13 protein-coding genes are annotated in these 13,653 nt (G+C 65.0%); 5 read left to right on the top strand and 8 right to left on the bottom strand.

Translation table 11 applies throughout. The annotated features are described in order from the left end of the window. Positions 1-5: 5 nt before the first annotated feature. From ABFE16_06895 to ABFE16_06880, 4 genes are all read left to right on the top strand, one after another. Entirely contained in the window at positions 6-1,463 is a 1,458-nt protein-coding gene (locus ABFE16_06895) for a sulfatase (GenBank protein ID MEN6345018.1), read from the top strand. 142 nt (positions 1,464-1,605) lie between these two features. Then, a complete protein-coding gene (locus tag ABFE16_06890; GenBank protein MEN6345017.1) occupies positions 1,606-2,709 on the top strand; it encodes a secretin N-terminal domain-containing protein in 1,104 nt (367 codons plus the stop codon). Positions 2,710-2,791: 82 nt separating this feature from the next. Continuing rightward, entirely contained in the window at positions 2,792-3,310 is a 519-nt protein-coding gene (locus ABFE16_06885; GenBank protein MEN6345016.1) for a hypothetical protein, read from the top strand. A gap of 101 nt (positions 3,311-3,411) precedes the next feature. Continuing rightward, positions 3,412-3,669, top strand: a complete 258-nt coding sequence (locus ABFE16_06880; protein MEN6345015.1) for a hypothetical protein — start codon at positions 3,412-3,414, stop codon at positions 3,667-3,669. Between the two features lie 107 nt (positions 3,670-3,776). On the opposite strand, the gene ABFE16_06875 is transcribed toward ABFE16_06880, so the two are convergent. From ABFE16_06875 to ABFE16_06865, 3 genes are all read right to left on the bottom strand, one after another. Next, on the bottom strand, positions 3,777-5,918 hold the full coding sequence (locus ABFE16_06875) for a hypothetical protein (protein MEN6345014.1): 2,142 nt from the start codon (positions 5,916-5,918) through the stop codon (positions 3,777-3,779). Positions 5,919-5,938: 20 nt separating this feature from the next. Further along, positions 5,939-7,018 carry a DNA polymerase III subunit delta gene (gene holA / locus ABFE16_06870; GenBank protein MEN6345013.1) on the bottom strand — a complete coding sequence of 360 codons (1,080 nt, stop codon included), beginning with the start codon at positions 7,016-7,018 and terminating at the stop codon, positions 5,939-5,941. 77 nt (positions 7,019-7,095) lie between these two features. Then, positions 7,096-8,184 carry an acetylxylan esterase gene (locus ABFE16_06865; GenBank protein ID MEN6345012.1) on the bottom strand — a complete coding sequence of 363 codons (1,089 nt, stop codon included), beginning with the start codon at positions 8,182-8,184 and terminating at the stop codon, positions 7,096-7,098. A 220-nt stretch (positions 8,185-8,404) separates the two neighbouring features. Here ABFE16_06865 and ABFE16_06860 point away from each other — a divergent pair, with 220 nt between their 5' ends. Beyond that, a complete protein-coding gene (locus ABFE16_06860) occupies positions 8,405-9,487 on the top strand; it encodes an isocitrate/isopropylmalate dehydrogenase family protein (protein MEN6345011.1) in 1,083 nt (360 codons plus the stop codon). Between the two features lie 104 nt (positions 9,488-9,591). Here the strand turns inward: ABFE16_06860 and ABFE16_06855 are convergent, their stop codons facing one another. From ABFE16_06855 to ABFE16_06835, 5 genes are all read right to left on the bottom strand, one after another. Beyond that, complete coding sequence (locus ABFE16_06855) at positions 9,592-10,590, bottom strand: DUF362 domain-containing protein (GenBank protein MEN6345010.1); 999 nt, start codon at positions 10,588-10,590, stop codon at positions 9,592-9,594. Positions 10,591-10,653: 63 nt separating this feature from the next. Continuing rightward, on the bottom strand, positions 10,654-11,517 hold the full coding sequence (locus ABFE16_06850; GenBank protein ID MEN6345009.1) for a sugar phosphate isomerase/epimerase: 864 nt from the start codon (positions 11,515-11,517) through the stop codon (positions 10,654-10,656). Between the two features lie 165 nt (positions 11,518-11,682). Continuing rightward, positions 11,683-12,333 (bottom strand): fructose-6-phosphate aldolase, encoded by a 651-nt coding sequence (fsa, locus tag ABFE16_06845; protein MEN6345008.1) that lies wholly within the window; start codon positions 12,331-12,333, stop codon positions 11,683-11,685. A gap of 78 nt (positions 12,334-12,411) precedes the next feature. Further along, on the bottom strand, positions 12,412-12,642 hold the full coding sequence (locus ABFE16_06840; protein ID MEN6345007.1) for a NifU family protein: 231 nt from the start codon (positions 12,640-12,642) through the stop codon (positions 12,412-12,414). Between the two features lie 195 nt (positions 12,643-12,837). Next, entirely contained in the window at positions 12,838-13,578 is a 741-nt protein-coding gene (locus ABFE16_06835) for a hypothetical protein (protein ID MEN6345006.1), read from the bottom strand. Positions 13,579-13,653 lie beyond the last annotated feature (75 nt).

The raw sequence follows: 13,653 nt of genomic DNA, 5'->3' as shown, positions 1-13,653 counted from the left end.
AGAGCATGCGCATCCTGTACCTGGACCTGGACACTCTGCGTCCTGACCACTTGGGATGTTACGGATATCATCGGGACACATCACCCAATCTGGACCGCATCGCGTCGGAGGGAGTGCGCTTCGACCGCTGCTACGTGCCCAATGCGCCCTGCCTGCCCTCACGAAGCGCGCTGTTTACCGGCCAGTTCGGGATCCACAACAACGTCATCAACCACGGCGGCATCAATGCCGACCCGGTGGCCGAGGGACCCTCCCGGGCCTTCCGCCAGCGCCTCGATCGCACGGGCTGGATTCCCTGCCTGCGTCGCCAGGGGATGTACCCGGTCTGGGTGAGCTCCTTCTCGGAGCGACACAGTGCCTTCCAGACCACGGTCGGCTACCGCGAGATCTTCAATCCCGGCAAGGGTGGGCTGGAGAGTGCCGAGGAAGTCACGCCCTATGCCCTCAACTGGATCCGCAACAACGCCGCGCAGCGCGATGACTGGTTCCTGCACGTGAACTACTGGGATGCACATACTCCCTACCGGGCGCCCGAGGGTTTCGGCAACCCCTTCGCCGATTCGCCGGCTCCGGAGTGGCACACCGAGGAGATTCGCCAGGCGAACTGGGACAGCTACGGGCCTCACTCCGCCCACGAGGTGACCCACTTCGACGATTCGCCGAACAAGTGGCCGCGACACGTGTGCCGGATTGACAGCATGGAGGCCTGGAAGAGGTGGATCGACGGCTACGACTGCGGCATCCGCTACATGGACAGCCACCTTGGCATGCTGCTGGACGCCCTGGAGGAGGCTGGAGTGCTCGACGATCTGGTCATCATGGTTAGCTCGGATCATGGCGAGAACCAGGGCGAGCTGAACGTCTACGGTGACCATCAGACCGCAGACCTGATCACCTCGCGTGTCCCCCTGCTTGTTCGCTGGCCGGGCATCACGCAGCCGCGCGTCGATACCGGCTTCCACTATCAGGGCGACTGGGCTGCAACGATGGTCGAGGTCCTTGGGGGAGAGGTCCCGGCCTGCTGGGATGTTAGCAGCTTCGCCTCGGCCTTCCGCGCCAACCAGGAGACCGGTCGCGATTACCTTGTGGTCGAGCAAGCTGCCTGGAGCTGTCAGCGCACCGTCCTCTGGGACAACTGGTGCCTCATCAACACCTACCACGACGGCCTGAAGAACTTCCCGCCGATCATGCTCTTCAACGCCCTGGAGGACCCGCACGAGACGAGGAACCTCGCCGCCGAGCGACCTGAGGTCGTGAGCCAGGGCCTGGCGCGTCTGGCGGAGTGGCAGGGCCAGATGATGCTCACGTCGAAGAGCGGCATCGACCCCCTGTTCCAGGTCATCTCGGAGGGAGGCCCGTTGCACACTCGCGGGCAACTCGAGCGCTACAGCGAGCGCCTTCGCGCCACGGGACGGGCGCACCATGCCGACGCGCTTGAAGCTCGCCACGGCAAGGGGAAGTAGGACCGGCACTCGCGCCGGTCTCTGACTGCCGGCGCGAGGGTAGCTCCCGGGAACCTTGGGGCAGTGGTGGTGTCATACCGCACTACGGAGGGTAGTTGCCCGGCTCTGTGTCTGCGAGCCGGGGTGAGAGGCGGAGACCGTGATGCGTGCTTTTGCCCTTGCCTGTGTGGTGGTCGTCGCGTCGCTCCCCGCACTGGCCCAGAACAACCCGACGCTGATCACGCTACGCTGGGCTGATGCCTCCCTGACGGCGGCCCTGCTCAACAACGAGCAGCCGCCACCGGCTGAGGAGCTACATGCCTGTCGTCAGCGCTGGGTCGACGGCTTTGGGGCACGTGTAGCGCGGGCCCTCCCCAGGAATCTGGATGGCGTCAGCCCGAACTGGTACTACGCCTCGACCCTGGCAGTCGCTCCACGCGAGCAGATCAGCAATCAGGGCAACCTCGCGGCCTTACGACCGCGAGGCGTCGACAGCATCGTCGCAATCGAGGCGCAGAACGCCCTGCTGGTGAGTGGAACTGCGGCCGGCATCGACCAACTCCGCGAGGTTCTGGCGATGCTCGATGTGAAGCCGCGGATGGTGAGCATCGAGGCCACCTTGCTGGACAGCCCCACCAGCGTGACCGATGAGTGGGGTGTCGACTTCGCCACCCAGGTGGGGAACCTGCTCATCGCCCGGGTCGGGGCTGCCCCGGCCAGTGGTTTGCAGGGCGCATACCGTCGGGGGAACACGAGGGTCGTCGGTGGCTGGAACCGTGAGACGAGCCAGGGCCAGACCCTGACTGCGGCCAGCGTGACGACAACCAACAACATCCCTGCTGTGCTGAGTGTGGGCCGGATGCTGCCCTACACCAACACGCAGGTCAGCTATGACTACTACGGCAACCGGTCGGTGACCTACGAGACCGATGCCGTCTTCATCGGTAGCGAGCTCTTCGTGCAGCCGCGGATCAACGGCGACGACAGCGTCACCATGGTCCTGCGCCCGACCTTCATCGAGGCCGCCGGCACGCTGATTGCGCCCAACGGAGTGTCCCTGCCGATCACAGACACGGTCTCCACGCAGACCGTCGTCACCGTGCCCGATGGCCAGACAATCCAGATTGGCGGCTTCGAGCGCAGTCGCCAGGAGTACAGTACGCGCTTCGGGGGATTGCTCAGTGGGCGCGACTCCCGCACCTACTCTCACCCGAGGCTTTTCGTGACGCCGCATATCATACGCGATGTGCCGGAGCTGGGGCAGTAGCCCTGCGTCACGGAAGTCGAGCGGCGGCCCTCAGGGAGGCCCGCATCTGCCAGCAGACGCGTCAAACGGGGGGAACCGGAGGATGGTTGACCGCAGCGAGAACTGGCTAGGGCACACAGACTTCATTGCAGAAGAGCAGGACCTGGTTTGCTGGCAATACTCTCTGGACGCCCTTGAGAGGGAGTGCCCTCTCTTCCCGATGCGTCCGGTCCTCACGGCAGTCCTCAGGTCGCTGAGGACGTTGTCGGAGTCGCCGCGCAAGAGACTGCGCGACCGGTGTTTCACGATCTGGGCCGGCGAGCATGGCGATCACTTCTGCGTCGGCTTGCCGCAGAGAATCTCAGCCGAGGTCGCGGAGTTCATGGCCTGCGATCTGCGGACCGTGTCCGGATACGAGGCGGTCAGATACGTGTCCACGCCCTATGTGCCTCTGTCTCCTGCTCTCCGGTACGAGCGAGGGCGCGTGATCCAGTACTCAGGGGAGTGCGTCGCGGGTGTGGAGCGCCTCGACGACCACAGGTGGTATGGCTCGGGGCTAACCATCCTTCATCGAGTGTGGCTTCCGGCCGCGATACTTGGCAAGGAGAAGTACCAGGGGTAGCTTCGGCTGCCCCGGCCCTCGCTGCGGTGGCAGGATTCCGCGTGCGATCGGCGAATATCAGGTTGCGCATGTCGACAGACAGACCATAAGGAGGGTCAACGATGAATGAGTCCTGCGGATCGATTGTCGCCTTCAAGCTGGACGGCCGTGTGGAGAACGCGGCTAAGGTGCAGGAGGTGCTCACCAAGTACGGTTGCATCATAGGGGCGCGTCTGGGGCTCCACGATACCTCCAAGGATAACTGCGCCAACTTCGGCGTCATCATCCTCCACTGCTGCGGCGCCGAGGGTGACATCAAGGCCCTGGTCGGCGATCTGAACGCACTGGCCGGGATCTGCGCCAAGAGCATGTCGCTGTAGCACCTCCGTCCATGGCGAATCGCCGGTAACGGTAGGCAAAGGCCCGGCGTCTCCTCAGGAGGCGCCGGGCTTCCTGCTGCGTGGCGTGGCCGGAGACGACCGCCTCGTCAGGGTGCAAGGTCCAAGATCACGTACTGGTGCCGCCGTGCGATGACCCGGATAAGGCCCTCCTGGGCTGCTTTGGCGAGTAGCCCCACAGGTGGTGGGGTACCGGGGGACAGCGATCCGGCCTGCATCTGGTTGAGGAGCGCGTGAGTGAAGCCCATGCCCCGCAGGTGGGTTACGAGTGCCTGGGGCGTGGTGAGACACTCGTAGGGGATGAGCCGGTGGTGCCCCGGGTCGCCCCACATGTACGCGCAGTCCAGGTAGAAACCACGCGGCTCACCGTAGAGGATCACCTTGCCGCCGGCCGGCACCAGGTGGTTGAGCTGGACACTCGGCTCATAGACCTCGCACAGCGAGGACAGGTACTGCTCCCGGTCGACCATCCCCGACGTATACAGCAAGCAAGGCACGGCAACGCAGGTGACCAGCCCCAGTGCGACGGCAGCCCACAGTGCCGGGAGCCCTCGCAACCACGTTCCCTCACCCTGGCAGCAGACCCAGCCGACCACCGGCGCCAGGATCGCCAGCGATGGGAGCAAGTACCGGTCGAGTTGCATTGACATCAGCCACCAGAGCCAGAGGGGCAGGAACAGCCACAGAAGTAGGGCGACTGCTGTCGGCACCGGGGAGAACGGACGCCCCGGCGCTTCGCTTGGGTGTCCGCGCCGTCTCGCGAGCCAGATCACCACAAGGGCCACAAGCCCGATCAGGTACGCCGGGCCGACCCAGCTCATCAGCAGCGTCGGCACCAAAGCTGCCGGACCATTCCGCCACTGCGCCGCAAAGGGGACGGGGTTCACTGTGAGGTTCACGGGCGCCAGGAGCAGGTTCTTGGGCGAGCGCGGTCCGGTGAACAGCCTCTTCAGCCTGGGTAGCTTCCAGTACTCCTCGGGCGGCGGAAGGTGGTCAACTCCGAACTGCTTCTGGTCGTAGTCGTAGCTGGCCGCCTCCTGGGGTCCCCAGTCCTTGCCGCCGAAGACCCCATAGGCGAAGGGGTAGACGGGATTGCCCGTCAGGTACCAGGTCTTGAGGTACCACGGGGAGGCGATGACCGCCCCGGTAAGCCCGAGAGCGACCACAGTCGAGAGGGCCCAGGGACGCGCAGCCCTGCGACGCCGCCAGATCAGTAGCGCCGCGAAGACCAGCAGCCCGAACAAGGGGATCCCCTGCATCTTCGTCGCCATCATCGCGCCACACATGACGCCGCTCAGGGCAGCCTTGCGTCGTCCGCCGGTCTGCCGCCAGTCCAGGAAGGCGAGGACCGCCAGCAGTCCGTAGGCCGTCGTGCCTAGGTCCACGTAGCCTACCTGCGCGAGCCAGCCCATGATGGGCGTTGTGGCCAGCACCATAGCGGACCACTTGCCGCTGCCTCGCCGGCAGAAGCGGTCGCCGATCACGTAGACCGCACCCAGGCTGAGCATCGCAAAGCCCCAGTGAAAGAGCTTGGCCAGCGCAGGGCCCTGGAGCAGCATCCCCACCGTGAACAGCATCTGCACCAGCGCCGGGAACTGCGAGTGGTGGTCATACCACAGGGGCTCGTAGCGGCCCTCGGTGGCGTAGACCTTGGCCTGGGCAAGGTGCTCGGCCAGGCCGTCCCAGTCGCTGTCTGTGGGTGGCGCGAGGGCAGCCAGGAAGGTGACCAGGCACCACGCCAGCAGCAACCAGGCCAGCCCGGCCCCGGGACGGTGCACGATGAGCGCTGCCAGGGCCAGAAGACAGATCCCGGCCACGAGGAGAGCGGCGGCTGACGCCAGGCCGCTCCCGTAGATGGCGGCGCTGAACACCAGTCCCACTGTGGCGGCCAGGCCGACGAGGGGCGCTGCTCCCGAGCGCCCGGACAGCGCTACCCAGAGCCGCCGCAGAGCCTGGCCAAGGTCGCGTGTGAGGCGCCGTCCGAAGGGCAACCCAACGATGGCGCCTGCCACAAGAAGCCCGATGACGTTCACCACGGAGAGCTTCCCGGCTAGCCCGATCGCGGCGACGACGTAGGCCACGATCAGGTAGCCAAGGGCCAACTGGAACAGGGCGCGCCGCGGGGCATCCGCCATGTCCAGGCGGAGCAGGCACAGCACCGCCCGGCCGAGAAGCAGCGCGGCGGCGCTGAGGAGCACGTACAGAAGAGGGGCGAAGTAGGTCGCGGTCATGGCTTCGGTTTCCAGGGCTGTCAGAGACGGCACAGGTCCACGATGAGCATCTCGAGGGCCAGCCGGTCATCCATCCGCTCGCGGGTTTGGCCTTTGAGTGCCAGGTCGGTCTCGTAGACCTTCGCGAAAGCGCGAACGAGTTGCACGTCGCTGAAGTTGCGAGCCTGCTCAGCATACTTGCGGGTCAGGAAGTTGCGGCCGCGCGTGGAGTCGAAAAAGTTGTGCTCCCCCGGGAGCTTGTCAGACCAGTCGGCAGGCAGGCGCTTGGCGTCCTCCAGGCTCAGCCCGGCGTTCTGAAGTGCCTTGGCCTGCCAGACAAGCCGCAGTTGCCGCGCGACCATTGCCAGTAGGGGCATTGCAGCTCCCTGTGCGCCGCTTGCCGGAAGCAGGTCGGGCAGAGCCTCGAGCGCCGTGCGTGCGTCACGCCGACCGATGGCATCCACGAGATCGAAGACCGTGCTCTCTCGCTCGCCGGTGACCACGGCGCGCACGTCGGCAACAGTCACTTCCTCCTGCTCGGGACCAACGTAGGTCAGCAGCTTGTCGAGCTCGTTGATAGCCTGATCCACCTGCGCTCCGACCGTGTCCACGAAGGCTCTCGCTGCCGCCATGGGCATCCTCTTCCCGTGGGTGGCGACTTCATCGATGACCCATCCCGGCAGGTCGCGGTCGCCGGGCGTCGTGGCCTCGAAGATCTGCCCGGCGGCCTCGACGGCCTTCCTCAGGTCTGCGGAGACGGGTGCGCCCTTCTTGCGGTAGTCGTCCGAAGAGGCGGCATCGATGACGACCGTCGTTCCCGGTGCCAGTCTCTGCAGGGCCTTTGCGATGATCCCCTGCTGGGCGGCAGGTAGCTTCTCCGCATTGCGGATGACGACGACCCGGGTCTGCGCCATGAGCGAGCCGCCGGCAAGCTGACCCGCGGCACCGGCTGCCCCAATCTCCTGTGCGTCAACGATCTCCAGCCCCCATTCGCGCTCCTCACCGGGCAGGTTGGCGTCGATAATGCTCTCGACCAGCCTTCCCCGCAGCGCGGCGGAGGACCCGTAGATGAGGGTGATGGGTGCGGAAGTGTTCAGTTGCTCGGGCTTGGGTTGCCGCACGACAAGAGCTCCTGTCTGTGATGAGGCCGGCAAAGGCTCAGCCAGGTTCTGGGTGTGTTCAGGCACGTCGCAGAGCGCTAGAAGGGTGACTGCACGAGCCACTTGTCGAGGAACCGCAGCCCCTCGTCCAGGTGGATCTCGTGGCCTCCTTCATGCAGATCCAGCTCGATGCGGTCACCGTAGCCGAGCCGGTCGTAGTGCTCCCGCGACGCTGCGAACTCCTCCTGCACGAAGGGCCACCAGGAGATCCCGTCCGCCTTCCCGGTCTGCGACATCACCGCTCGCGGGCAGATCAGCGAGATCAGGTCGCTGTCGGTGAACTCCCGCAGCCAGCCGGGGATGAAGATGTGCTCCTCGTTGACGGACAGGAAGCAACTGTACCGGGGGTCGTCGATCACCATCTTCTTGATCCGGTGGTTGAACCAGGCGCAGATGATCCCGGCCTTGATGCGCGGCTCCAGCGGCATGGTGAAGATGGTGTAGGCGCCGCCGAGGCTGATGCCCCACATGCCGATGCGCGAGGTGTCGATCTCCGGCCGAGTCTCGCAGTAGTCCAGCAGCCGCTTGGTGCGGGCGATCTCCAGACCCCACAAGGTCTTGCCCAGCATGGTGCACAGGCGCGTGTAGCGAGCCCTGGGCGCTCCCTCGGTGACATTGCACGGGGCCACAACTGCGTAACCGGCGCGAACGACCGCCTGACCGTAGCTGTGGTAGATCGAGCTGTCATCGAGGAACCCGAAGACCCTCTCGGGCGAACTGCCGATGCCATGCTGACAGATCACCAGAGGAAGCGGCCCTTGCGCCTTCTTCGGAAGCACCAGTGTAGCACGACCGCGGAAGCCTGGGTACAGGTCAAAGGTGACCCACCAGCCGATCATGTCGTCGTTCTCGAGCCAGGGCTCGAGGAGCGGGTTCATGTCCGCGACGGGTGTGCCGAAGTCCCCGACGGCGGCAAGCCAACGCTCGCGGTTCGGCTCCACGGACTGTAGGAAGGCCTCGGTCGACGAGTAGTCGCGGTGCCAGTACTCGCTCTGACGCTCGGGGTAGGCCTCGTGAAGCCCTCGCAGGAAGTCCTCGGTCTCGACGCGCAGCAGGTGCTGGCGGTCCTGCTGACCGCGATTGATGAGACCGGGCTTGGCTTCGAAGGCATTGTCGTAGTAGGTCATCAGTTGCGCCTCGCTTCTACCAGGATTGGGGCGGAAACTCCCTGAGACTCTTCGGCACCCCTTGGCCCGAGTCCTTGCCGTCTTCACCGCCTGTTTGGTACTATGTAGCGGTCCCCGGGCTGAAGGCCACGATGCCTTGCAGTCGCCTGGCGGCCTGACACGGGATTACCCGGCGAGTCTTGGCCCCGCGCGAGCTTGCCCTTCGACAGGAGCGGTATCAATGCACAAGGTCACGTTCATCCCCGGTGACGGTACCGGGCCCGAAGTTGCCTACGCAATGAAGCAGTGCGTCGAGGCCACCGGCGTCGACATCGAGTGGGAAGAGGTCCAGGCCGGCGTCGATGTCATGGAGGAGAAGGGGACGCCCCTGCCTCCGGAAGTGCTCGAATCCATCCGGCGCAATAAGCTCGCCATCAAGGGCCCGATCTCGACGCCCGTGGGCAAGGGTTTCCGCAGCGTCAACGTTGCACTCCGCCGCGAACTCGACCTCTATGCCTGCCTGCGGCCCTGCAAGTACTACGAAGGCGTCCGGTCGCGCTATCCCGAAGCCGACCTGGTGATCGTGCGCGAAAACACAGAGGACCTATATGCCGGCATCGAGTTCGAGATGGGTACCCTCGAGTGCCTCAAGCTCATCGACGGCATCCGAGAGATCTCAGGCTATGAGATCCGCCAGGACGCCGGGATCAGCATCAAGCCCATCTCCGTCTTCGGTACGGAGCGCATCGTCCGGTTCGCCTTCGAGTACGCGATCAAGAACGGCCGCCGCAAGGTCACCGCGGTGCACAAGGCCAACATCATGAAGTTCAGTGACGGCCTGTTCCTCAAGACCGCCCGGCGCATCGCGGAAGAGGAGTACAGCGACAGCGGCATCGAGTTCGAGGACCGCATCGTCGACAACATGTGCATGCAGCTTGTGCAGAAGCCCGAACTGTACGACGTGCTGGTGCTTCCGAACCTCTACGGTGACATCCTCAGCGACCTGGCCTGCGGTCTGGTCGGCGGCCTGGGAGTGGCGCCCGGAGCGAACCTCGGCGAGGGTTGCGCGGTCTTCGAGCCCACCCACGGGAGCGCCCCGAAGTACAAGGGCCAAAACAAGGTCAACCCGACGGCAACCGTTCTTTCCGGTGTGCTGATGCTGCGCCACCTGGGCGAGGCCGAAGCAGCAGACCGACTTGAGGCGGCCGTCGCGGCCGTCATCAAGGAGGGCAAGACCGTCACCTACGACATGAAGGCCGACCGTGACGACCCGACGGCAGTGGGGACCAGCCAGATGGCCGACGCCATCTGTGCAGCCCTGTAGCTCCGCTCACTACTCACAAGACGAACAAGACGCGGCAGGCGCGTTCTGGGTGATCCCAGGCGTTCCTGCCGCGTTCGCTTGTAGCCGAAGGTCCGTCGCTGCCGTCAGTTGGTGACCGAGGACTCGATGGTGCTGATGAGCTGTGGGTTCCACTGGCCGAGGCGGTAGCCTTCGCAGGCCGACTTGAGGTACACGGGTTCAGGATCCAGCGGCCAGGGGACGCCATGCACCTGTCCGCGCTTGGCCTCGAGCAGTTGCCTGCCGGTCACGTCCACCGCAACACAGTCGGCGGAGGCCAGGAGAGTGCCGCAGTTCCAGTAGGGCGGCATCTTCTGCGCCCCGGGCTCATAGGACGGCTGGAGTGCATCGACCAGATGCAGCCGGAACTTGGTGCGACAAGAGGGGCGTGCTGCCGCCGAAGGGAGTTCCTGCTGCTTCGCCAACAGCCGCAGACGGTCGACCTGCGGCACGCACGCGGTCTGATTTGCCGTCGCACCCCACATCCCAATCCGGCGGTCAGGCCGCAGACGGCTCACGTTGATCAACACGTCGCAGTAGTTCAGGACGATGCGACTGAGGCCGTCCCTGAACCCCTCAGACTCCGCTCCCAGGATTCGCACACCATCGGTATCCGTGCAGAGCGCCAGGCCCGCGCTGAAAAGCGAGCGCTCGTCCTCAGCCCATACGATGATGTTACTGGGCCGAACGCCGGCCTCCGTCACGCGGTCAAGCACAGCGTCCAGAAGCGTCAGCGAGACTGGTGGCTGCTGAACATCGATCAGGATGCCTACCCGGTCTGAAGACGATACCAGGCTCGCCCAGGCGTCGCTGATTCTTGTCGTCGAGGTGGCGAGCATGGCTGCCCGGTCTAGCATCCGGGCGACCGTTCGGTAGTCTTGCTTGCCCAGAGGGTAGATGCTCTGTGGCGTCAGGAAGCTGTCCGGGCCGAGGAACCCCGTCGCCGTCACGACGGCCACGGTCGCCGGTCCGGGTTCCCTTCCGGGATCGGCTGCGACCCCGCACAGCGAACCCATCAGCACCCACACCACGAGGGCGTAGGTGAAGCCTTTGTGATTGTGTGAATTGCGTCCAAGCGACATCATCGCGCGTCTCAACCTCTCCTTGCCTACTACCTAGGACAGGCGAGAACGCGCTGAGTTTCCTCGCTAGAGCTCCGCCGAGACCCGCTCAACAACGGTCCGCAGATGCTGGTACGCCTTCGCTGCCAGCTTGTCCACCAGTTCAGCGGACATGTCGGCCTTCTTGTGGTGCCCCTCGAAGCGCTCGACGGCCACCGGTCCAGCGAAGTCGTAGGCAGCCAGCGTGCGCAGCATCGACTCGTGGTCAACCTCGCCATCGCCGGGACAGGGGAACAGCGCGTTCGCACGAGGCCCCACGTGGTCCTTCACGCACAGGGCACGCGTCACGTCGGCACAGGCCTTGAGGTCCTCGGCGGGGTCGATGCCTTCGTAGAAGCTCACATTCCCGCCGTCGTAGCAGACGGCCACGGCGGGCGAACCGATGCGCTCCACGGTTCTCCGGCAGAGAGCGGCGGTCGCCGTGACCCCGGTGTGGGGCTTGAACACGATGGTAACGCCGACCTCCTCTGCGTGCTTCGCAGCAAGGGCCATCGCCTCATACCATGGTGCGGCAAGCGCCTCCAGTTCCTCGTCTGAGAATCGCTCCTCCGGCCAGCTCTTGTAGCCCCAGGGCCCCCAGGCAAGCACCTGCTCCACACCGATCAGCTTCGCCTGATCGAGCCGGCGCTTGAACTGGTCGATGCCGCCGTCGCCAGTCAGCTCTGCACGGGGCCTGAACATCATGACCGGCTCCATCCCGGCATTGCGCACTTGCTGCGCGTACCCCAGCACGGTGGCATCAGGGTCCAGAGGCGACGGAGTCTCCTGGCCCTGGTGAGTCACTCCGAAGGAGAAGTAGGGGTATCCAGCGGCGGCGATGCCTTGCACCGCACGCTCGAAGGGAAACTCGGAGTAGGGGAGAGTCTGACAGGCGATCTTCGGCGCGAACATGGAGGCCTCCCGGTCTGACTGGGGTCGGTAACGAAGCGACCTGGGTGGTTTCCTCGCACCGCGACGCAGACCTCCTGCGAACCAGCCTCAGCCGGTCCACCGGCAGGACAAACGAAAGGGGCGGCCACTTGTGAGTGACCGCCCCGGGTGCAACCAGGTGATACGCTACTTGGCTTCCTGGTACTTCTTCCAGTCTGCCAGGAAGGAGGCGAGACCCGTGTCGGTGAGCGTGTGCTTGAACAGTTGCTGCATGACCTTGAAGGGGATCGTCGCGATGTCCGCTCCCAGGGCGGCCGCCCTGGCGACTGTCAGCGGGCTGCGCACGCTGGCAACGATGACCTCGGTGTCGTAGCCGTAGTTGTCGTAGATTGTCAGGATCTGCTCGACGAGTTCGAGACCATCCCAGCCGCTATCGTCGAGCCGTCCGACGAAGGGGGAGATGTAGCTGGCGCCGGCCTTGGCTGCGAGAAGAGCCTGGTTCGGGGAGAAACACAGCGTCACGTTCGTCTTGATGCCCTCGGAGGACAGGACCTTTACCGCTTTGATGCCCTCCGGGATCAGCGGGACCTTCACGACAATGTTGGGTGCCCAGGTGACGAGCTTGTGGGCCTCCTCGATCATCTCGGGCGCCGTCACTGAGACGACCTCGGCACTGACCGGGCCATCGACGATGGACGCGATCTCCTTTACCAGCGGCTCAAACTCCTTGCCCTCCTTGGCTACCAGAGAGGGGTTGGTGGTCACGCCATCAACGAGACCCCAAGCCAGGGCCTCCCTGATCTCGTCGAGGTTGGCGGTGTCCAGAAAAAACTTCACGACTATCACCTCGCTGCCAGGCCAGCGCGTGGCTCGGCGTCATGTTCAGGCCCTGTCCCCCTTCTGGAGGCGGGCACCTTACTGGACGTTCTGTACCTGCTTGACCTCGGGGACCTGTTCCTTGAGGTGGCGTTCGATGCCCATGGTCAAGGTCATCTGAGACATCGGGCAGCCCTTGCAGGCGCCCTCGAGCTTCACTTGCACGATACCGTCATCGGTAACATCGATCAGCGTTACGTTGCCGCCATGGGCCTCCAGCGCCGGTCGCACGTCCTCCAGGGCGGCTGTGACTTTCTCCTTGAGTGTCATCGGGGTATCCTCCGCGGGATAGGTGATGTGGTCAATTATATAACGTGATTATCCAACTGGCAAGCGACCGGGGCATCTCGGCCGCAAGTCGACGTCTTGTGGCAGCACACAGCCAGCCCCGCCCCCTCTGCATGAGAGGAGGACATCCCAGGGGTCGACTATCAATGGGTCCGGAACGCCCAAGTCCCGGGTTGGCTACGCCTGCATGTCGGGAGCGGACCGGACGCTGGAAGCAGGAGGCTCCAGCAGAGGCGACGAGGGCACCCCGATGCTGCGGTGGCTCGTATCGGGTGACTTCTCCTCGCGCTCCCATGGCCAAGGTCCATGATACTCGAAGTCGCGCCACGGGCGCAAGCGTGGCAGGATCCTCACACCCGGCGCGCGGAACCGCCCCAGACCACGCCCCTGTAGTGATCGCCACGGGTAGATTCCGAGCCCCGGCGTGTCCCGCCATCTCGCACTGGGCACACCTCTGGGCAGGGCCGGCTTCAGGCCCTGTGACTCCGCTTCGGCCTCGGGCCAGAGGGGAGACCAGTGGCCCTGGTCATCCCGCTGTTCGAAGCGCCAGCAGCGGCCCTCCGCATCATAGCGGCGGCGCAGCCCAAGGTCGCTGGCCTCCTCCTCGGGCTGCGTGATCCCGTACTCCTGCCTTTTCTCAGACAGGGACTGGGCACGCTCTTGCTCGAGTTCTGCGGCAAGCGCCTCCTCGTCGATGGTGACCGCGGGTTCAGCGAGTTCGTCGTCGAGGGTTTTGGCCTTCTCGGCATCGACCTGCGGAGCCGACGCGGAGCCCTGTGACAGGGAGGAAGAGGGAGCCGGCTCAGCGGGCTCCGAGGGCGTCACGGCAGTGGTGTCGGAGGCGGGGCTGAGTGACGCCCAGGCTCCAAGGGTGAGTAGTGCCATCCAGACGAACAGGAAGGGCAAGTACTTAGGCACAACAAAACACCTCCTCAGCGATATGCAGAGCAGGTGCCGCCGCGTTTGGTCACGACCTTCTGGTCGTGGCTGCCC

The sequence above is a fragment of the Armatimonadia bacterium genome (assembly GCA_039679385.1).
In the GTDB taxonomy this organism is placed as follows: Bacteria; Armatimonadota; Zipacnadia; order Zipacnadales; family JABUFB01; genus JAJFTQ01.
The sequence above is the reverse complement of the archived record's forward strand: the minus strand, read 5'-3'. Positions and strand labels throughout refer to the sequence as shown.

Bases quoted from the DNA above. Each gene is read 5' to 3' on its own strand.
- ABFE16_06895 (MEN6345018.1), top strand. From the start codon at position 6: ATGCGCATCCTGTACCTGGACCTGGACACTCTGCGTCCTGACCACTTG.
- ABFE16_06890 (MEN6345017.1), top strand. From the start codon at position 1,606: ATGCGTGCTTTTGCCCTTGCCTGTGTGGTGGTCGTCGCGTCGCTCCCC.
- ABFE16_06885 (MEN6345016.1), top strand. From the start codon at position 2,792: ATGGTTGACCGCAGCGAGAACTGGCTAGGGCACACAGACTTCATTGCA.
- ABFE16_06880 (MEN6345015.1), top strand. From the start codon at position 3,412: ATGAATGAGTCCTGCGGATCGATTGTCGCCTTCAAGCTGGACGGCCGT.
- ABFE16_06875 (MEN6345014.1), bottom strand. From the start codon at position 5,918: ATGACCGCGACCTACTTCGCCCCTCTTCTGTACGTGCTCCTCAGCGCC.
- ABFE16_06865 (MEN6345012.1), bottom strand. From the start codon at position 8,184: ATGACCTACTACGACAATGCCTTCGAAGCCAAGCCCGGTCTCATCAAT.
- ABFE16_06860 (MEN6345011.1), top strand. From the start codon at position 8,405: ATGCACAAGGTCACGTTCATCCCCGGTGACGGTACCGGGCCCGAAGTT.
- ABFE16_06855 (MEN6345010.1), bottom strand. From the start codon at position 10,590: ATGATGTCGCTTGGACGCAATTCACACAATCACAAAGGCTTCACCTAC.
- ABFE16_06850 (MEN6345009.1), bottom strand. From the start codon at position 11,517: ATGTTCGCGCCGAAGATCGCCTGTCAGACTCTCCCCTACTCCGAGTTT.
- ABFE16_06840 (MEN6345007.1), bottom strand. From the start codon at position 12,642: ATGACACTCAAGGAGAAAGTCACAGCCGCCCTGGAGGACGTGCGACCG.